Raw genomic sequence first — 18,890 nt, forward strand, 5'->3', positions numbered from 1 at the left:
AGGGCGTCGGCGGCGCGGCCAAGCCCTCGGAGCAGGCGGTGGCGACTGCGGCATCGCCCTGCTGGACCCGGGCGCCCCGCACGACATCGCGCACGTACACAGGCGGTGGGCCGCGGCCGGGGTGCTGCCCCTGCCGAACGCGCCCCGCCCCGGAAGGGAACGAGGAATGAGCGCTTCACGCAAGGATGACCACGTCCGGCTCGCCATGGAGCAGCAGCATGCTCACACCGGACACAACCAGTTCGACGAGGTGTCGTTCGTCCACCACGCCCTGGCCGGCATCGACCGGCCGGAGGTGTCCCTGGCCACGACCTTCGCCGCATCACCTGGCAGGCGCCGCTCTACATCAACGCGATGACCGGCGGCAGCGTCAAGACCGGTGCCATCAACCGGGATCTGGCCACCGCCGCCCGGGAGACGGGGCTGGCCATCGCGTCGGGATCCATGCACGCCTACTTCAAGGACCCCGGCTGCGCGGACACCTTCCGGGTCCTGCGCCGGCACAACCCGCACGGGTTCGTCCTGGCGATGCTTAATGCCACCTGCTCGGTCGACAACGCGCGGCGCGCCATCGACCTGCTCCAGGCCAACGCCCTGGATCCACATCAACACCGCCCAGGAAACGCCCATGCCGGAGGGCGACCGGTCGTTCGCGTCCTGGCCCGGGCAGATCGAAGAAGCATCCGCGGCGTCCGTCGACGTCCCCGGTGATCGTCAAGGAGGTCGGCAACGGGCTAGTCGGGCAGACCGCCTCTGCGGCTTGCGAACCTGGGGTGCGCGCGGCGGATCTCAGCGGCCGGGGCGGCACGGACTTCGCCCGCATCGAGAACGGCCGCCGCGAAGTCGCCGACTACGCCTTCCTGCACGGCTGGGGCAGTCCACCGCCGCCTGTCTGCTGGACGCGAGCGATGCCGGCCGGCCCGTCCTGGCCTCCGGGGTGCGCCACCCCCGGACGTCGCCCGCGCGCTGGCGCTCGGCGCCGTTGCCGTCGGCTCGTCCGGGGCTTCCTGCGCACCCTGCTCGACCACGACGTCTTTGCGCTGATCGCGCAGATCTCTAAGGTGGCTCGACCAGCTCGCGGCACTGCAGACCATGCTCGGCGCGCGTACCCCCGCCGACCTCACCCGCTGCGACCTGCTGCTGCACGGCACCCTGCGCACGCTGACCGGGGCATCGACACACGGCGGCTCGCCCAGCGTTCCAGCTCCATCGACGCCCTTACCGAGATGACGGGAAGCACACGATGACCGAAGCACACGCGATAGCCGGGGTCCCGATGAAGTGGGTGGGGCCCCTTCGTATTTCCGGGAACGTCGCCACCACCGAGACCCACGTGCCGCTGGCCACCTACGAGTCGCCGCTGTGGCCCTCCGTGGGCCGGGGGGCGAGGTGTCCAGGCTGGCCGAGCAGGGCATCGTCGCCACCCTCGTCGACGAGCGGATGACCCGTTTGGTGCTCGTCGAGGCCAGTAACGCGCAGACCGCGCACACCGCCGCGCGGATGATCGAGGCACGCATCGACGAGCTGCGCGAGCGGAGGTGGTGCGCGGCTGCAGCAGGTTCGCCCAGCTGATCGGCATCCGGCACGAGATCACGGCCAACCTGCTGTTCATCCGGTTCGAGTTCTCCACCGGCGACGCCTCCGGGCACAACATGGCGACGCTGGCGTCCGACGCGCTGCTGGGGCACCTGCTGCAGACCGTTCCCGGCATCGCCTACGGATCGATCTCCGGGAACTACTGCACGGACAAGAAGGCCACCGCGATCAACGGCATCCTCGGCCGCGGCAAGAACGTGGTCACGGAACTGCTCGGCGCCGTGGGAGGCGGTGGAGGGCGTCCTGCACACGACGGCCGCGAAGATCGTCGAGCTGAACATCCGCAAGAACCTGCTCGGCACCCTGCTCGCCGGCGGATCCGCTCGGCGAACGCCCACTACGCGACACGCTGCTCGCGTTCTACCTGGCCACGGGCCAGGACGCGGCCAACATCATCGAAGGCTCGCAGGGCGTCGTCATGGCCGAGGACCGCGGCGGCGACCTCTATTTCTCCTGCACGCTGCCCAACCTGATCGTGGGCTCCGTCGGCAACGGCAAGGGCCTCGCCTTCGTGGAGACGAACCTGACCGGCTCGGCTGCCGGGCCGAAGCGTGCGCCCGGCGAGAACGCGCGCCGGCTCGCCGTCATCGCCGCGGCCACCGTGCTGTGAACTCTCGCTGCTCGCGGCCCAGACGAACCCCGGTGAACTCATGCGCGCACGTGGCGCTGGAACGCGACAACACGACCGTAAAGGTAGGTGCATAGGCATGTCCCTCTCCATCGGAATACACGATCTGTCGTTCGCGACAGCCGAGTTCGTCCTGCCGCACACGGCACTGGCCGCCTACAACGGCACCGAGATCGGCAAATACCATGTGGGCATCGGCCAGGAGTTGATGAAGATTCCGGCCGCCGACGAGGACATCGTGACCATGGGGGCGGCGGCGGCTGCGCCCGTCATCGCCCGGGACGGCAGCGACCGGATCCGCACGGTCGTGTTCGCCACCGAGTCCTCCATCGACCAGGCGAAGTCGGCCGGTGTGTACGTCCATTCCCTGCTCCAGCTGCCCTCGGCGACCCGGGTCGTGGAGCTGAAGCAGGCCTGCTACGGGGCGACGGCGGCCCTGCAGTTCGCCATCGGCCTGGTACGGCGTGATCCCGCGCAGCAGGTCCTCGTGATCGCCAGCGACGTCTCCAAGTACGAGCTGGACAGCCCCGGTGAGGCCACCCAGGGCGCGGCGGCGGTGGCCATGCCGGTCGGCGCGGATCCCGCCCTGGTGCGCATCGAGGACCCCTCCGGCCTGTTCACCGCCGACGTCATGGACTTCTGGCGGCCCAACTACCGGGATGCTGCTGGTCGACGGGCAGGAGTCGATCAAACGCGTATCTGCAGGCCGTCGAGGGCACCTGGAAGGACTACGCGGAGCAGGGCGGCCGCACGCTCGAGGAGTTCGCCGCGTTGCTACCACCAGCCGTTCACGATGGCCTACAAGGCGCACCGCCACCTGCTGAACTACTGCGGCTACGACACCGACAAGGACGACATCGCGCGCGCCATCGCCCGCACCACGGCCTACAACACCGTGATCGGCAACAGCTACACCGCGTCGGTGGCCTCGCCCTCGCCGCGCTGCTCGACCAGGCAGACGACCTGACCGGCCGGCCCGTCGGCTTGTTCAGCTATCGTCCGCAGCGTCGCCGAGTTCTTCGCCGCCACCGTGGTCGCCGGCTACCGCGAGCACCTGCGCACCGGGCAGAACCGCCAGGCGATCGCCCGGCGCAAGCCCGTCGACTACGCCGGCTACCGCGCGCTGCACGCGCGGTCCTTCCCGACCGACGGCGGCCACCACGCCACCGAGGCACAGACCACCGGGCCCTTCCGGCTGGCCGGGTCAGCGGCCACAAGCGCCTCTACCAGACGCGCTAGCAGCACCTTGAGTACCCCGTCGCGCTGCGTGGGCAGCCTTCTCGGCGGGTTCTGCGCAACGGTCTTAGTCATGGCCGCATACCTGCCGGCCTTTCACACCTGTGTTCACAGACCCATTAAGGATTAAGGGGAGGGCACGCGCATGAGGGATGTCAAGAACCTCGGTCCGGTGCCTGATGGGCCGGACCGGATCGTCGGCGCCATCGATGTCAGGATTCTCGGTACGGGCGCCTACGTGCCGCCAAGGGTCGTCTCCAACGACGAAGTCGGTGCGCCGGCCGGGGGTGGACGACGCCTGGGTCACCCGTAAGACCGCGATCCGCCAGCGGCGTTGGGCCGCCGTCGGGCAGGCCACCTCGGATCTGGCGACGGCCGCGGCGCGTGCCGCGATGGAGTCGGCCGGCATCACCGCCGAGCAGCTGTCCGTGATCGCGGTCGCCACGTCCACGCCGGACCGGCCCCAGCCGCCCACGGCGGCCTATGTCCAGCAAAACCTCGGCGTCGGCATGGCGGCGTTCGACGTCAACGCGGTGTGTTCCGGCACGGTGTTCGCGCTCTCCGCGGTCGGCAGCGTGATCCTGCGGCGGGGCGGCTATGCGCTGGTCATCGGCGCGGACGTGTACTCGCGCATCCTGAACCCGGCCGACCGCAAGACGGTCGTGCTGTTCGGGGACGGCGCCGGCGCGATGGTCCTGGGCACGACCGAGAAGGGCCCGCTCGTGCGGCATGTCGCGCTGCACACGTTCGGTGACCTCTCGGGCCTGATCCAGGTGCCCGCGGGCGGCAGCCGGCTGCCCCTGGACCGGGCCGGCCTCGACGCGGGCCTGCAGTACTTCGCGATGGACGGGGCGGGAGGTGCGCCGCTTCGTCGTGGAGCAGCTGCCGCAGCTGGTCAAGGGATTCCTCCACGAGGCCGGTGTTGAGCCCGCCGACATCAGCCACGCTACCATCCCGCACCAGGCCAACGGCGTCATGCTCGACGAAGTCCTCACGGACCTGGCCATGCCCCGCGCCACCATGCACCGCACGCTGACCCACTACGGCAACACGGGAGCCGCCTCCATCCCGATCACCCTGGACGCGGCCGCCCGCGCGGGCGCCTTCCGCCCGGGCGAGCTGATCCTCCTGGCCGGCTTCGGCGGGGGCATGGCGGCGAGTTTCGCGCTGGTCGAATGGTGAAGAGGCCCTGGAAAACGGCTCAAGAGACAGTTGCACGGCCACCCGACGGCCTTCCTCGCATCATATTCTCCTCTCGTCGTGCTCCATTTGGCCGGTACCTCCACCGACACATCCTGCTTCGGCAAGAAGGAAGTGGCACATGACAGGCAATCTGAAGCCCCTGGAGATCGTTCTGATAGTTGCTCGCATCGCGCTGCTTTTCGGCGCGAAGAAGCTCCCGGAAATGGCCCGGTCGCTCGGCAAGTCCGGCTCGCATTCTCAAGAGCGAGGCCAAGGCGATGAAGAAGGACGACGAGGCGGCGGCGATGGCGCACAACCCCGCTGAGGCCGCCGGGCAGGCCGCGCCCCGCACCCTGAAGGCCGCGCCAGGACGCGACGGGCTCCCGTGCGGTGACCGAGCCGCGCCACACCATCCACAGCTGACGCCGCGTTCCGACGGCCGCCGCACGAGACGGAGGAACGTGGGGTGCTCAAGACTGCCCGCAAGCAGGACAAGAACGCCGAGGGGCGCATGCCCCTCGCGGAGCACTGCGCGAGCTGCGTAACCGGCTGCTGAAGTCGGTCCTGGGCGTCCTGGTCGTCACGGTCGTCGCCGCTGTCTTCTACAAGGAACTGATCCACTTCCTGCTGAGGCCGATCCTGGACTCCGTGGGCTGTGCGGACCGCTCGCGCCGGCAGGTGAGTGGCGTGCCGTGCGCCGACATGACCGTCAACGGGCTCATCGCGCCCTTCTCGATCGCGCTCAAGGTCTCGCTCATGTCCGGCGTGGGCCGGCATCGCCGATCTGGCTCTACCAGCTGTGGGCCTTCATGGCTCCCGGCCTGCACACCCGTGAGAGGAAGTACGCGCTGGCCTTCGTCGGCGCCGGTGTGCCGCTGTTCCTCGGCGGTGCCGTGCTCGCCTACGTGATTCTTCCGCAACACCCGCGACCGTCCTTTTGGGGCTTCACCCCCCAGGACACCAGAATCTGCTCCCGGTCGACGACTACCTCTGCAACTGGTGACCGCATGGTGATCGTCTTCGGGCTCGCCTTCGAGCTGCCGCTGCTGCTCGTGCTGCTCAACATCACCAAAGTGCTGACCGGGAAGCGGCTGGCCGGCTGGTGGCGCGGCATGCTCATGGGCATCGCCCTGTTCTCCGCGTTCGCCACGCCGACCGGGTGACCCGCTGACCATGCTGTCGCTGGCCGCCCCGATCGCGCTCCTGTGCGTCATCGCGCTGGTCATCTGCCTGCTCAACGACAGACGCCGCGCCCGCAACGACCCCGACGCCGGCCTGGGCGACGACGAAGCGTCCCCCCTCGGCCTCTGCCCGCAGGACGTGGACGCGGCCGAGCTGGTGTACGCGGCACCGCACGTCACCGCGCAGGCCGGCCCGGACCAGGAGCGGCGGCTGAACGGCCACGACGACATCACCTGACGGGCCGCGGCGGTGACCAGCAGTCCCCGCGGTGACGAAGCAAGGCCGCCCCGTGGCCCGGGCGGCCGAAAGGGGTCACGCCTTGCGCAGCGGCCGCCATGTCACGACCTGCACCGCCGTGTCCGCCCCGCACCTGCTGGTCGCTGCGCCCGGGATGCTGCTCGGACAGCTCGCCTGCCCGCCGGCGTCCGCGCTCGCCGGGATCGGACGGTTCGCCGTGCCGCGTCCCGTGCGCCGGCCGCCGCCGGCCCCCGGCACGTTCGCAATCCGGCCGGCGCGTTCAGCGACCGGGGCCGCACGGTGAGAGCGATCACGCACGACCGGGGGTTCCCGGGAGACACAGGCATGCTCCGCGCAGTGCCCGCACGCTGGTCCACCGCCCCTGACACAAAGGTTGCAGCCATGTCGCTTGTCCTTGGCACCACCGCCCAGAACCTCCTGTTCCGGGAGGCCAGAACCGCCAACACGTTCACCGACGAGCCGGTGACCGAGCAGCAGGTCCAGGCGATCTACGACTTGGTCAAGTACGGCCCGACCGCCTTCAACCAGGCCCCGCTGCGCATCGCCCTCGGTCCGCTCCCGCCAGAGGCCCGCGGCCGCCCTGGCGCAGCACATGGCCAGGGCCAACCGCGCGACGACCGCCACTGCCCCGCTGGTCGCGATCCTCTCCGTGGACAACGAGTTCCACGAGGAGCTGCCCAAGCTGCTCCCACACTTGCCCAGCAGGTCAAGGACATGCTCTACGCCGAGCGCCCGGTCCGCGAGCGGTCCGCCCTGGTCAACGGCGCCCTGCAGGCCGCGTACTTCATCATGGGCGTCCGCTCCGCCGGCCTGGCCGCCGGCCCGATGGCCAGGGTTTCGACTTCGCCGGCGTGCAGAAGGACTTCCTCGGCCGCGCAGCCATGGCCCCGCCTGCAGTGTCCTCGTCAACATCGGCAAGCCGGGCCCGGACGCCTGGGTGCCGCGCTCCCCGCGGCTGGACATCGACGAGGTGCCATCACCACCGTCTGGACCGGCCGGCCCGGCCGGTGGTCGGCTGCCGTCAAAGACCCGCCGTCCGGCGCGGTACGTCCGGCCACAGCTCACGGGCGAGCTGCCGCTCCGTCCTCGAGAGCGGCAGGTCCGCGCGCAATCGCTGCGCGGGGTGGGCGGGGCGGGCGGGCCTTGCCCGGGCGTGTGCGAAGGGATCCTGGAGTGCACGAGGCCGAAGAGGGGCCGCCCGCCGCGTCATACGCCTCGGGGCCGGCGTGGATGGCCCCGGAGGTCACCAGGGACCGCCACAGCGGGCGCAGGCAATGGTCCGCCATCGCCTGCCGGCCGCGACGCAACAACCGTTTCATGACCGCTCCCTGCACCTTCGCTCGCGGCTGTCTTCGCAGGCTGTCAAGGTCCACTCGCACCTCGGTCGAGGATGCCCGGGCCGCAGCGACTCGCCTCGCCGCCCGGGCCGTCCTGGCAATCAGTCGCACACCGCGCACGACGTGGGGCTCCCAAGGTGTCGTCTTCGTCGATTCCGGCAAGCCGGAGCGGCGGGACGTGCGGCAGGGAAAGATCCATCCGCTCGTTGGGCATCCTGCTGCCCTCTTCTGCGTGTCGTACATCCGATCCTCCTGTCCGGCCGGCTCACGTGGGGTGGCGGCCGGGCTTGTACGGCCGCCGGCCGTGACGCCGGCGCCGTGCATGAGGCTCCCGACGGCTCAGAGCTCCTGCGGACGAGTCCGGCAACCGGGCGGGGGCCGCCCGTGCATCAGCCACCCTGCACAACGTCACACGAAAAACGCTCGAAAAGCGGTGGGGAAAACGCTTGAGGAGCGGTGGGGAAAACGGCGGGCAGGCAGCGCCCCGGCGGGCACCGGGCGCACCCCGGGGTGCGGCTGCCCCGCAGCCGCGGCCGTCGGGCACGCGTGCGGGGCCGCCCCCCCGGGGTGCCCCTCGCGCCGTCGGCGTCAGATGGCCCCTTCGGTGGCGGCCTTCAGGGCTCCGGCCAGATCGCGGGCCCGCTCCCACTCGTCTGCCGTCGCACCGGCGAGTACCACCCGCGGCGGGCGGCCGCCGTCCGCCGCGATGCGCCGGGCGATGTCACAGGCGCGGGCGCCGGCTTCGGAGAATCCGCCGAGCAGCAGGGATTGGTCCCTGCCGAGCGCGGTGAGGGCGGGCTGTGCGCCGTCAGGGTCGGCTTCGGCGGGGAGCACCAGCAGTTCCTGGGGGCCCGGATAGGCGTGGGCCAGCAGGTCGTAGCAGGTCGGGGGGCGCCCGGCGGCGGTATCAGGGCAGATCGTCCCCCGCCTGGTCCTGGCGCGCCGCGCGCAGGGTGACCAAGGGGGTGTCCTGGCCGTCCCTGAAGGCGTCGGCCATGAGGGGTACGGTGCTGCCCTCAAGGAACTGCAGGGCTTCTTCGACCGTGGTGGACTCGTCCGCCCACAGGGGAAGTTCACGCAGCAGCAGGGCACTGTGCGCCAGCAGCGCGCCGGCCGCCTCCTCCCCGAGCTGGGCCCGGTTGTGTACCTCCGTGAGGACCAGGCCGCCCGCGCTGTCGTGGTGGGCCAGCAGCCCGACGGGGAGCACGGAGGTGGGCGGGCAGGATGCCGGGAACTCGGCCCGCAGACCGTGGGCGGCGAGTTCGGCCTCCAGGCCTTCCACCGGATGGGGCGGATCCTCGAAGGCGATGACGGTGTCGGCGTCCACGCTGCTGTGGCTCCAGGCGCGGATCCAGTCGGCGGGTACCCATTCGTATGCGGACATCTCCATGGCGCGGTCGCGCAGTTGCCGCAGCAGACGCGGCACGGTGCCCGCCGGGTCCACCTCGACGGTCATGGGGAGCGGGTTGTGCAGCGGCCCCGGTATCCGGGCCGCGCCGTCCAGCGGTATGCCGCGTCCCGACACCGTCACCGCGAAGCAGACGGGGGCCGCTTTGGTGGCGCCGGAGGCCCAGTAGATCAGCATGGCCCAGACGGCCTGCAGCACGCTGCTCTCGGCCGTGCCCCAGGTGCCGGCCCAGCGGGCGAGGCGGGCGGTGTCGGCGGGATCCAGGCGGAGCCGGGCGCGGCCGGCGCCGGTCAGGCCGGTGGCGGCGGGCCGGCCGGGCCGCCGAGGCCGCACCGTCGGGGGGCGCGCTGCGCGCCCAGAACCCGCGGGCGGGCTCCGGGTTCTGGGCCGCGACCCAGGCCGTGTAGTCGCGCAGGTCGGGGCGGCGCTCACCGCCGGGCAGGACGCCGCCGGCGAGATAGGCGCGGTAGAGCCGCGCAGCAGGATGTGCGCGCTCCAGGTGTCGAGCAGGGCCCGGTGGTGCTGACCAGGATCCGGGGTGGGGGCGATGGCGGGGGCGGGCGGGGTCCGCTGCGCCTCCAGCAGGGTGAGGCGCAGCAGTGCGGGGCAGTGCAGGTCGAAGCCGCGCAGCCGGTCCCGCTCGAGGAAGGGGTGCCAGTCGTCGTCGCTGATGGCCCGGCGGGTGATCTCGGGCGTGACCCGGTCGTGCACCACGAGCAGCGGTTCGCCGCCGCCGGTGAACGCGGTGCGCAGCACCGTCTCGCGGTCGAAGACCGACTGCCAGGCTGCGGCGAAGCGGCCGGCGTCGAGCGGGCCGTGCCAGAGCCATACGAGCTGCTCGACATCGGCGTCCGGTGCCGGGCCGTCCCTCGCCGCCCGTGTACAGCGCCGACTGCTGGGGGGTGGCCCGCAAGACGAGCGGAGCCGGGGTGGCGGGCTCGTCGGCCAGTTCTGCCAGCAGATCCTGCAGCAGGTCCTTGAGGGCGGCCACCGATGTGTCGGTGACGCCGTGGGCCGGGGCGGTGGCCCAGTCGAGAGTGATGTGCAGCCGGCCGTCGGCGAGCTGGGCCCCGGCCTCGACACGGTGCAGGGGCCGGCCCGGCGCGCCGGCGCGCGCGGGGCGGGCGGAGCCGGGCAGCAGTTCGCCGGGGGCCGGGCACGGTCAGACACGTCCGGGCGGGCGGCAGTTGCGCGCAGCCGGCGCCGCGAGCAGCGGATCGGGGCTCCACTCGCGGCAGGCTCCGAAGTCGCGCCGCCCGGGCGCCGCCCGCGCAGTCGGCCAAGGGGCCGGCCAGAGCGGTCAGTTGGCGAAGCGGGTCGAGGCCTTGGTCCGGTGTGAGATGGACCGGGTAGGGGTCGGGTGAGCCGGCCCACGCGGGTGTCGTAGGCTCCGCCGGCCGCTGCGGGGGTCGCTGCGTACGTCGAAGCTGACCTCATCGGATCCCTGCCAGCGGGCAAGGGCGAGGGCGAACACGCCGGTCAGCACCTGTGCGGGGGTCAGCGCGAGCCGCCGGGCCAGGACCTGGACGATCCGCTCGGTGTGGTCCTCGTCCAGGACGAACCCGGTGCGGCGGGCCTCCCCAAGCCCGGCCGTGCGGGCGGGCGCCGGGGCGGCGTCGGGCGCATCGCCCGGCCTGGCCGGCGGGGCGGGCCGGCGGGAAACGCCCGCCCGCTGCCTGCGCCCGGCGACCAGGCTCCAGCGCCGCGCCTCGGCGGGGTCACGGGCCAGCTCCCGCAGTTCGCCGATCCAGTCGGCCAGGCCGTCGGGCCGGTGCTGCGGCCGCGCCGGACGTCCGGCACCAACCGCGTCGAGGGCGGCGGCCAGGTCGTCGAGCAGGATGCGCCAGGACGCGGCGTCCACGGCGAGCTCATGCGCGACCACGGCAAGCCGGTCGGCACGCGGTCCGGCCGGACGGCGGTCCCTGGCGAGCAGCGCCCGCAGCTGGATGCCGGCGCGCGCGTCGAGCGTGCGGCCGGTGAAGTCCACAGCCGCGCCGAAGTCGGCCTCGTTGGTGAACTCCCTCTCCACCAGCGGCGACCCTGGTGACCTGCCGCCCCGTCCTGGGCCTGGGCGGTGAGCCGGCCGTCCGGGCCGCAGATGCGGGCAGCGCAGCTGAGGGTGGGCGGCCAGGACGGCACCCAGGGCCTCGCGCAGCGCGCTCGCGTCCGGCACAGCGTCCGTGTTGCGAGCAGCACCGCCTCATAGCGGTGCGCTGCGCCGGATGCGAGGACCGCGCGCTGGGCGGTGGTCAGCGGGTGGCCGGCGGCCGGCGGCGGCTCGGTGAGCCGATCGGCGAGGCGGCCCGAAACCAAGGCGGCGGGCCCTGCCTGCGTCGCCCACAACCGCAGCGTGTGGTGGTCGGGGCCGTGCCGCAGCAGCTGGTGCTGCGGCACCGGCCGATCCAGGTCATCGGCGCTGAGCTCGCCCAGGATGTGGTCCAGGGCGGCACGGTCGAGCGGCCCGCGCAGCTCGAGGTCCCACCGGCTCGCGTACGGGGCGGGGCCGGGGGCGACGAGCACGGAGATCGGCGCGTGGGGGCAACGGTGAACAGTCATGGTGGCCGGGGTGTGCGGTCCGTCGCGAGGGCCGGGTACCCTCTCTCCTTTCTGCGGGCGCTGAACGGGCACGTGCGGGCTCCTAGAACGACCCGGCCGCCGGGCCAGGCGGCGGCGGCCCGGCCGGGGCGGCGGACGGATCACGTCCCCTCGCGCCGTACAGGGGCCGGGGCGGCGGCACGGTGGAAGGCCACGCACCGGCCCGGGCAGGCGGGGCTGGCAGGGGTGGATGCGGCGCGGGCGGCGCAGGGCGGCGTATGCGTGGGCCGGGCCGGGCTGTCGTGCCTGTCCCCCATGACGGCCTCCTGGCCTGGACGTCCACAACGGTCGGGCTAAGCACGCGTGAGTTGCCGGGCACGCGTCGGCGTTCGTTTTCCCAAGCGGGTGTGCAGCGGGGGCCGAGCGGTGCCCCAGGGCAGGGCCCGTGACCACACCAGCCGGGGCGCCGGGCCCAGCCGCGCCGGGCCCAGGCGGGCCGAGCGCCCGGCCAAGGGGCGTTGCCTCAAAAAGGGGGGGCGGGGCGGGGACGTTCAGGTGGCGGCTACGGCGGCGAGGGGGGTCCGGGCCTGCGGGGCGACTCGCTCTCCTGGCCGTTCACCGCGTCGGCGACTTCTGCCGCTTGTGTGCGCAGGTCGAAGCCGTTACGGATCTCCTTGAGCCCCAGTTCGTCGTCGCCCAGCTGCTTGCGGATGAACGTCTTGGGATTCAGGTCCTCGAAGTTGACGTCCTTGAACTCGGGGCCGAGTTCCTCGCGGATGTCCTGCTGGGCCTGGTCCGAGAAGGCACGGACCTTCCGGATGATCCGGGCCGCGTCCTGAATTACCTTCGGCAGCTTGTCCGGGCCGAAGATGAGCACGGCAAGAATCGCGAGCATCACCAGCTCAAGCGCGCCTATGTCATTGAACATTGCAGCTCCTCGCCATGTCCGGGCAAAAACCACGGTACGGGGTGCCCGGCGAGGCACTGCTTTCCTTTGTGCCGCGGCTCGACTCCTTTCCAAGGATTCCCGCAGCACACCGCTGCCGTTTCCCGTGCGCAGGGCTGCTTTTGGGCGCGGCCGCCCGCGCCCGGCCGCGGTCACAGCATGCGGACGGCGCTTTCCGCGTGCTGCTTGGCCAGGGCCAGCAGGGCCCGGCAGTTTCGGCCGAGGGTCTGGCGCACATGCCAGCGGGCGTGTGCCAGGCCCGCCTGCTCGCCCAGCACGGCGGTGATGTTCTCCTCGCGCAGCACGACGCTGTGCTGCGCGAGGACGGTCACCCCCGTCTCGTCCGGGACGACGGACCATTCGCCGGTGTGTGCCCCCAGCAGGGGGGAGGTCGCGGTCTCCTTGTAGACGATGCGGCCCGCGTGCGGGAAGCAGATCCGCACCGACTCGGCGCTGTGCGAACCGGACTCGGTCAGCGTCTGTACGGTCATGCGCTGCACTCCGGGCGCGTCCTCGGCGAGGTCGACCCGGGTGACGTGCGGGACCAGTTCGGGCCAGGCCCCGGCCCGGTAGAGAAAGTCGTAGACCAGCTCGGCCGGGCCGTGGATGCGCACCGAGTCCTCGAAGGACAGGACCAGTTCGTCCAGGCGCGTCCACCGCTCGGCGAAGGCCTTCACGTCGGCGAGCTGGGCGCGGCTGTTGCCGCCGGTGGCCCGCTGCGCCCACGCCACGTCATCGGGCCGGTCCCCGGTGATGCTGTAGTCGTACAGCAGTTCCAGCTCGGTACGGTGCGGGCCCTGCGAACGCACGTTCAAGGTGCCGCCCATCGAGTCGAACGGGGACGCGGGCAGTTCCTGCCGGAAGTCCACGCGGCGCTGCACCGGGTCCAGGTGCCGCCACGAGGTCCACGATTTCAGCAGGCCGTCCATGAGGGACCACATCCTCAGCCACCCCCGTTCGCCGTCGAAGTCCAGCTGCTCCACATGGATGACCGGGGAGAAGTAGAGCGGCCACTTCGCCGCGTCGGTAATCAGCGCGTAGACCACACCGGCGGGTGCGGACACGTGCACCGTGTGCGCGGTCTTGTCCGCGAGCTCAGCAGACATCTGGACACCTCTCTCCTTGCCTTACGCGGACGGGACGGGGACGCGAACAGAATTCGGACGGCCGGATGAAAACCGCTGGAGCATGAGCGGGTGAAGCGCTGCCCCCGTATCCGCCGGCTGACGTGCATCGCACTGTGATTCCGAGGGCGCAGGCGCTCCTGCCCGCACCGGGTGGCCGGAGCGCGGGCTCAGCCGACGGGCACGCGCTCGCGGGCGAGGCGGCCGGCGACGCGGCAGGCCCGGCCCAGCAGCCGCGGCAGTTCACGGCCGCCGCGTACGAAGAAGTGACGTCCGGGGACGGTGCGCGAGCGGACGGGCCCCTCGGTCCACTGCCACCAGCCGTCGGTGATCGCAGGCGGCGCAAGCGGGTTCGCCTGCGAGGCGAGGACGAGGACCGGTGTGCTCAGCGGACCCCTGGACGAGGGGGTGCGGGCCGCCTCTTCCAGGGCCTTTGCCAGCTCCAGGTCGGCGCGGAGCACCGGCAGCATGGCCCGCAGCCAGATCCCTTCGTCGCTGCCGGGCGGCACGGCGCCGTTGCCGCCCAGGATGTGCAGCACTTCGGCATCACTCGCCCCGCGGACATCCGCCAGCGCGCAGGGCACGTGGGGCGGCGGGCAGGCACTGACGGCAAGGAGCGCGGGGCCGGGCATCCCCGCCTCGTGCAGGGCGCGCGTCACGGTGAGGGCGACCATGGCGCCCAGACCGTGCCCGTACAGGACGTAGGGGCCCGAGCACGGGTCGGTGAACTGGGCAGCACATCGGCGAGCAGCGCCTCGTGCGTGGTCACCCGGGGTTCGGACCGCCGCCGTTCACCCCCCGGCAGGCACAGCGCCCTGACCTCCACCCCGGGTCCGGCACGCTCCGCCCAGCCGTCGAAGACGGAGACACCCCCCGCGGAGTGCGCGAAACAGTGCAGCCGCACTGGCTGGTCGTCCGGCATGGCATCCTCCTTGGCCTCCCCCCTGGGGGCGCAGGGGTGCGGTTCGAGAATCGCCGGACAGCCTCAAGCATCCCTGGAGAGCGGGCTGAGGCCCGCCCGAAGGCGAGCAGCCGCGCACAGCCCCCGGGTGCAGGGCAAGGTGAAAGACCCTCGATTGCCTCTGGAGCCCGCAGCGGTGCCAGACCTGCCGGCCCGGCGGGCACCGCACCGCTGCGCACCGCAACTCCCCTGGCCGTGCAGGCCCTTGGGGCGTGCAGCCGGGCTGCCGGAACCGCCGCAGCCGGGGCGGGGCCCGCGACACCGATCACCGCGGCCTGGCCACCTTGCGGAGTCCGAAGTGGGTACTCTCCGACCGAGCCCACAAGTTACCGCCCAGTAGGCCCGTTCTCGCCGGTACGGGGAGCCCGCCCATGCAACTCGCCGCGATCATTGTTGCGCTCCTCCCTTGCCGTCGTCGGCTCGGCGCTGTTCGCACGCGCCATCGGCGAGTTCATCCGGTACTTCAAGCTCGGACAGCCGGTGCCGGCCCGCACCCGGACCGACCACCCCTGCCGGCGCGGCGCGGCCCTGGTGAAGGAGTTCCTCGGCCACACCCGGATGAACCGGTGGGGCGTCGTCGGTGTGGCGCACTGGTTGCACCGGTGACTCCGCCCGCCGCCTGGGCAACGAGCCGCTGTTCCAGGAGCTCGGCATGGAGAACGTGGCCGCGCTGAACATGGCGTTCGGCGAGGACGACGAGGACGAGAGCACCAAGAAGCCGAAGTCCTCGAAGAAGATCGTCGCCACCTGCCCGCACTGCCTGAACACGATCGGCAACGAGTACCCGCAGCTCGGCGGCGACTACGAGGTCATCCACCACACCCAGCTGCTCCAGCACCTCGTGGATGCGGGCAGGCTGGTCCCCATCACCCCGGTCACAAGATCTACACGCCCCCGCGCGAGATCATCGCCAGCGTCCCGGCATCCGCAACGAGGAGATGCACCGCCACAAGGAGCGCGGCTTCTGCTGCGGCGCCGGCGGCGCGCGGATGTGGATGGAGGAGCGCATCGGCAAGCGCATCAACAACGAGCGGGTCGACGAGGCGCTGTCGGTGAACCCGGACATCGTGTCCACCGCCTGCCCGTTCTGCCTCGTGATGCTGACCGACTCCGTCAACGGCAAGAAGAACGACGGCAAGGCGAAGAAGTCCATCCAGGTCGTCGACGTCGCCCAGCTCCTGCTGGACTGCGTGAAGACCCCGGCCGATCCGCAGGACTCGGCCAAGACGCAGAGCACGCCGGAGCCGGAGCCGGTGAAGTAACAGCGGCCGTACGACGCAACTGACGCCTCACGGGCATCTGGTACGAACGCTGCGTGAGGCACGAGGCGGACCAGCCCGCGGCGTGTTCCCGGCACAACGAGACACGACCTGCACAGGACGCAGCGAGCGCGGAACCGGGCGGCTCCACCGTTCAGAGCCGGTATCCGATGCTCCTGCGGTCGGTAGGGCCGAGAAGATGACCGCAGCCTTCGGGCAGTGCCCCCTCCCGCCCGGGGAATCCGCGGGTGCGGTGGTGGCCCGTTCGAAACCTGGCGGTGCACCGCCTCGCGCACGGCTCACCCGCCCTGCAGGTGGCCCGCCGCCCCGGGCGGCAAAAGGGCCGCGCCGGCTCGGGACGTGGACAGTGCGCGCGCCCACACTGCCGGGCCATGCAGGGTGTCAGAGCGTGTGGCCGGGCTGCAGCCGCCGGCCGCAGCCCCGGGCACACACGCCCGGCCTCCTCGCAAATTCCCACCGGGCTCAGGCCACCAGGCCTCTCAGAATCCGGGCTCACCCATAGGCACTGAGGACGGCGCAGGCCCCCGCTCCGGCCGGCCTCAGGCGGCGTAAAGATCGAAGGTCGAGCTGCGCCGCACTCCGGCGACGACGTCCAGTTGCGGGTCGACGGCCAGCATGGCCTGGTGCAGCCGCTGCACCTGCGGCGAGGGCTCGACGCCCAGTTCGTCGATCAGCCGGTTGCGCAGCTGCCGGTAGACGGCGAGGGCCGATGCCTGCCGCCCCGACCGGTACATGGCCACCATGGCCTGCGAGTGCAGCCCTTCGTGCTGCGGGTAGCGCGCCGTCAGCTCGGCGAGTTCCGCGATGAGTTCGGCGTGCCGGCCGAGCCGCAGATCGGCGTCGATCCGCCGCTCGACGGTGCCGAGCCGGCTCTCCTCCAGGCGCATGACCTCGATCCCGAGGATCGGTCCGACCCGTACGTCGACCAGCGCGGGGCCGCGCCACAGCTCCAGCGCCTGCCGGAAACGGGCGGCCGAGGTCGCGTCGTCCCCGGTCTCGAAAGCCGACCTGCCTTCGGTGACCATGCGTTCGTACTCGTGCACGTCGACGCTCTCGGCCGGTATCTGCAGCAGATAGCCGCCGTGGCGGGTGGCCAGCACTTCCTTGGCCGTGCCGGGGGCGTCGGGCCCCATCGCGGTGCCCAGGCGCCGGCGCAGTTGGAGGATGTAGGTCTGCAGCGTGGTGAGCGCGCTCTGCGGCGGCTCGGTTCCCCAGATTTCCTCCATGAGCATGGGAACGGGCATCACCCGTCCCGGGTAGAGGGCCAGCAGGGAAAGAATCTGCCGCGGCTTACCGGCCGTCGGGACAATCGATCCCCCATTGACCTCGGCACTCAACGGACCCAGAACCTGAATCTTCACTGCTTTCCTCCGTAGCTCGCCGAGTTCCTCTCATGGCTGAATTCCGTCACCGTCAGCACACTAGCCAAAATCGCGCCACACCCTCCTTTCTTCGACCAGAGCTCGAGGATGTTTCAGCGGAACACCTGGATCCGCACAATTGATCCGCTCAGGAATAGCGGACGCCTCCTGGCACCGGACGCGTCCGGCGTATCACGGAATACTCTTTCCGGTCCCCGCTCCCGTGGAGTTTTGCTGCAGAGAAACCGAAATGCGGGAACCCGGCCGCTCCGCCCGCCGGGCATGCCCGGCGGGGACGGGTGCCGTCTGTCCCCGCGTCAGGGGAAGCGCGCGGCTCCGGCGCAGCCGGTGGGGGGAGGGCCCGGATGCGTGATCAGCGGCCCGGGCGGCGGGAGGGCCGGCCGTCCGGGGGCAGGGCGGCGAAAGCCGGCCACGGTGTGCACCGCGGCTTCGGCGGCCGGGGGACGGCACCGGCGGCAAGGCGGGCGGGCCGGGCCGGGGCAGGGCGGGGCGGGCTGCGGTGTCCTTCTGCGCGCTCAGGGCCGTGACGGCGCAGACGGTGGCGGCCGTGGCGGGAGAGCCGGCGTACGGTCCGTGCGGGCCGCGCTGCCGGGCCACTGCCGGATCCCCCAGGGGCGCCCGGCGTGTTCGGGCCGTGCACCAGGGGCGGCGGCGCGCCCGCGGATCAGGGCGGCGTGGACGGCTCGGCGGCCTCGGGGGCCGGCGCCTGCCGCGTTCCGGGGCGCCGGCCACCGGGTGCCACCCGCTGCGCGCAGGCCCCCGGGGGCGGGCGCGGGCACTCAGCTCGTCGACACGAGCCGCTCCTTGGCCGCGTGAGGTGCCGCCGTGGACTCGGGGCTGGCCGTCAGGACGGACCGCTGCAGGCGCTGCAGCCCCGCGGACGGCTCCAGACCGAGGTCGCGTACGAGCGTGGCACGCAGCCGCTGATAGGCCTCCAGGGCCTCTCCGCGCCGCCCCGAGCGGTACAGCGCGAGCATGAACTGGCCGTGCAGGCTCTCGTGCGTGCGGTAACGGTTCACCAAAACCGTCAGCTCGGCCAGCAGTTCACGGTGGCGTCCCAGCCGCAGATCGGCCTCGATACGCTGGTCAAGAGCGCACAGCCGGCTCTCCTCAAGACGCTTGATCTCCGTCTCCAGCTGCTCCCCGACCTGCACGTCCGCGAAGGCGGTGCCGGACCACAGCGTGAGCGCTTCGCGCAGCTGGCGTGCGGCGCCGGGGAAGTCACCCGCGTCCATGGCCCGGTATCCCATGCCCGCAAGACGCTCGAACAGGCGGACGTCACTGGGTCCGCCGCCGCTGGCCAGCAGATAGCCGCCGGGCATCGTCACCAGCACGTCCTTGGCGGTGCGCGGTGCGCCGGGTCCGTCCGCACCGCCGTGGCCGTCCTGCTCCAGGGCCACGGCGATGAGTTCCCGCAGCTGCAGGACGTAGGTCTGCAGGGTGGTGCGGGCGCTGCGCGGCGGGGTGAGGCCCCACAGCTCCTCGATGAGGGCGGAGACGGGCACCACCCGGTCGGCGTGCAGTGCCAGCAGAGCCAGAACCTGGCGCGGCTTGGGGGCCGTCGGCGTGATGGAGACGCCGTTCTCCGTGACGGCCAGTGCGCCCAGTACCTTGATGTCCACGCGATCTCCCCTGTCTTATGCACGAGCTCCGGTCAGTCCGTGGCCGCCAGCAAAGGCCAGTCCGGCTCCCTGCCAAGACTAAAAACAGCACGTGCGGTATGTCAATATCAAACCGCGCATCCTGTATCTCTTCCGCTCCGAGTCGAGGTCATGCGTCCCCCGAGCAGGCCGGATGCTCGATCTCCAGTGGAACTCAAGGCGTTCGCGGGGCAT

Annotated in this window: 18 protein-coding genes and 6 pseudogenes; 14 read left to right on the forward strand and 10 right to left on the reverse strand. The window is 71.8% G+C overall.

All coding sequences use genetic code 11. The features are described from left to right. From QQY66_RS50135 to QQY66_RS00025, 6 genes and pseudogenes are all read left to right on the forward strand, one after another. Nucleotides 1–358, forward strand: a pseudogene (locus QQY66_RS50135) (hypothetical protein); the annotation flags it as partial. After that, a complete protein-coding gene (locus QQY66_RS50140) occupies nucleotides 355–711 on the forward strand; it encodes a hypothetical protein (protein WP_367666945.1) in 357 nt (118 codons plus the stop codon). The pseudogene QQY66_RS50135 and the gene QQY66_RS50140, both read left to right, overlap by 4 nt. Before the next feature lie 678 nt (nucleotides 712–1,389). Next, a complete protein-coding gene (locus tag QQY66_RS00010) occupies nucleotides 1,390–1,572 on the forward strand; it encodes a hypothetical protein (RefSeq protein ID WP_301976951.1) in 183 nt (60 codons plus the stop codon). Continuing rightward, nucleotides 1,542–2,069, forward strand: a complete 528-nt coding sequence (locus tag QQY66_RS00015; RefSeq protein WP_301976952.1) for a hypothetical protein — start codon at nucleotides 1,542–1,544, stop codon at nucleotides 2,067–2,069. Before QQY66_RS00010 ends, QQY66_RS00015 begins: the two co-directional genes overlap by 31 nt. Then, entirely contained in the window at nucleotides 1,991–2,206 is a 216-nt protein-coding gene (locus QQY66_RS00020; protein ID WP_301987075.1) for a hypothetical protein, read from the forward strand. Before QQY66_RS00015 ends, QQY66_RS00020 begins: the two co-directional genes overlap by 79 nt. Before the next feature lie 97 nt (nucleotides 2,207–2,303). Further along, nucleotides 2,304–3,191 carry a hydroxymethylglutaryl-CoA synthase gene (locus QQY66_RS00025; protein WP_301976953.1) on the forward strand — a complete coding sequence of 296 codons (888 nt, stop codon included), beginning with the start codon at nucleotides 2,304–2,306 and terminating at the stop codon, nucleotides 3,189–3,191. Between the two features lie 21 nt (nucleotides 3,192–3,212). Here the strand turns inward: QQY66_RS00025 and QQY66_RS00030 are convergent, their stop codons facing one another. After that, a complete protein-coding gene (locus QQY66_RS00030) occupies nucleotides 3,213–3,353 on the reverse strand; it encodes a hypothetical protein (protein ID WP_301976954.1) in 141 nt (46 codons plus the stop codon). Between the two features lie 252 nt (nucleotides 3,354–3,605). Between QQY66_RS00030 and QQY66_RS00035 the strand changes: the two are divergent. The 6 genes and pseudogenes from QQY66_RS00035 to QQY66_RS00060 form a co-directional block, all read left to right on the forward strand. After that, a pseudogene (locus QQY66_RS00035) lies at nucleotides 3,606–4,642 on the forward strand (3-oxoacyl-ACP synthase III family protein). Between the two features lie 139 nt (nucleotides 4,643–4,781). Continuing rightward, nucleotides 4,782–5,065, forward strand: a pseudogene (gene tatA, locus QQY66_RS00040) (Sec-independent protein translocase subunit TatA). A 150-nt stretch (nucleotides 5,066–5,215) separates the two neighbouring features. Beyond that, the gene (locus tag QQY66_RS00045; protein WP_301987076.1) at nucleotides 5,216–5,551 is read left to right on the forward strand and encodes a hypothetical protein; all 336 of its coding nucleotides are present in this window, start codon (nucleotides 5,216–5,218) and stop codon (nucleotides 5,549–5,551) included. Then, nucleotides 5,452–5,805 (forward strand): twin-arginine translocase subunit TatC, encoded by a 354-nt coding sequence (locus tag QQY66_RS00050; RefSeq protein WP_301976955.1) that lies wholly within the window; start codon nucleotides 5,452–5,454, stop codon nucleotides 5,803–5,805. Before QQY66_RS00045 ends, QQY66_RS00050 begins: the two co-directional genes overlap by 100 nt. Before the next feature lie 10 nt (nucleotides 5,806–5,815). Then, nucleotides 5,816–6,061: a hypothetical protein gene (locus tag QQY66_RS00055; RefSeq protein WP_301976956.1), complete on the forward strand. Its 246-nt coding sequence runs from the start codon at nucleotides 5,816–5,818 to the stop codon at nucleotides 6,059–6,061. Nucleotides 6,062–6,463: 402 nt separating this feature from the next. Beyond that, a pseudogene (locus tag QQY66_RS00060) lies at nucleotides 6,464–7,055 on the forward strand (malonic semialdehyde reductase); the annotation flags it as partial. A gap of 952 nt (nucleotides 7,056–8,007) precedes the next feature. Here the strand turns inward: QQY66_RS00060 and QQY66_RS00065 are convergent. The 7 genes and pseudogenes from QQY66_RS00065 to QQY66_RS00095 form a co-directional block, all read right to left on the reverse strand. Continuing rightward, the gene (locus tag QQY66_RS00065; protein ID WP_301976957.1) at nucleotides 8,008–8,253 is read right to left on the reverse strand and encodes a hypothetical protein; all 246 of its coding nucleotides are present in this window, start codon (nucleotides 8,251–8,253) and stop codon (nucleotides 8,008–8,010) included. A 73-nt stretch (nucleotides 8,254–8,326) separates the two neighbouring features. Continuing rightward, on the reverse strand, nucleotides 8,327–9,583 hold the full coding sequence (locus QQY66_RS00070; protein ID WP_301976958.1) for a condensation domain-containing protein: 1,257 nt from the start codon (nucleotides 9,581–9,583) through the stop codon (nucleotides 8,327–8,329). Nucleotides 9,584–10,127: 544 nt separating this feature from the next. Further along, on the reverse strand, nucleotides 10,128–11,000 hold the full coding sequence (locus tag QQY66_RS00075; RefSeq protein WP_301976959.1) for a hypothetical protein: 873 nt from the start codon (nucleotides 10,998–11,000) through the stop codon (nucleotides 10,128–10,130). Nucleotides 11,001–11,957: 957 nt separating this feature from the next. Continuing rightward, nucleotides 11,958–12,290 (reverse strand): annotated as a pseudogene (locus tag QQY66_RS00080) (sec-independent translocase); the annotation flags it as partial. Nucleotides 12,291–12,460: 170 nt separating this feature from the next. Continuing rightward, the gene (locus QQY66_RS00085; RefSeq protein WP_301976960.1) at nucleotides 12,461–13,414 is read right to left on the reverse strand and encodes an aromatase/cyclase; all 954 of its coding nucleotides are present in this window, start codon (nucleotides 13,412–13,414) and stop codon (nucleotides 12,461–12,463) included. Between the two features lie 188 nt (nucleotides 13,415–13,602). Beyond that, nucleotides 13,603–14,106 (reverse strand): thioesterase II family protein, encoded by a 504-nt coding sequence (locus QQY66_RS00090; RefSeq protein WP_301976961.1) that lies wholly within the window; start codon nucleotides 14,104–14,106, stop codon nucleotides 13,603–13,605. Further along, a complete protein-coding gene (locus tag QQY66_RS00095; RefSeq protein ID WP_301976962.1) occupies nucleotides 14,088–14,354 on the reverse strand; it encodes a hypothetical protein in 267 nt (88 codons plus the stop codon). The genes QQY66_RS00090 and QQY66_RS00095 overlap by 19 nt, the downstream gene beginning before the upstream one ends. A 432-nt stretch (nucleotides 14,355–14,786) precedes the next feature. Between QQY66_RS00095 and QQY66_RS00100 the strand changes: the two genes are divergently transcribed. Then, nucleotides 14,787–14,999: a hypothetical protein gene (locus QQY66_RS00100; RefSeq protein WP_301976963.1), complete on the forward strand. Its 213-nt coding sequence runs from the start codon at nucleotides 14,787–14,789 to the stop codon at nucleotides 14,997–14,999. After that, nucleotides 14,989–15,655 (forward strand): annotated as a pseudogene (locus QQY66_RS00105) ((Fe-S)-binding protein); the annotation flags it as partial. The gene QQY66_RS00100 and the pseudogene QQY66_RS00105, both read left to right, overlap by 11 nt. Before the next feature lie 557 nt (nucleotides 15,656–16,212). Here the strand turns inward: QQY66_RS00105 and QQY66_RS00110 are convergent. After that, on the reverse strand, nucleotides 16,213–17,034 hold the full coding sequence (locus tag QQY66_RS00110; RefSeq protein WP_301976964.1) for an AfsR/SARP family transcriptional regulator: 822 nt from the start codon (nucleotides 17,032–17,034) through the stop codon (nucleotides 16,213–16,215). 800 nt (nucleotides 17,035–17,834) lie between these two features. Further along, on the reverse strand, nucleotides 17,835–18,677 hold the full coding sequence (locus QQY66_RS00115) for an AfsR/SARP family transcriptional regulator (protein ID WP_301976965.1): 843 nt from the start codon (nucleotides 18,675–18,677) through the stop codon (nucleotides 17,835–17,837). Nucleotides 18,678–18,890 lie beyond the last annotated feature (213 nt).

The sequence above is a fragment of the Streptomyces sp. DG2A-72 genome (assembly GCF_030499575.1).
GTDB lineage: Bacteria > Actinomycetota > Actinomycetes > Streptomycetales > Streptomycetaceae > Streptomyces.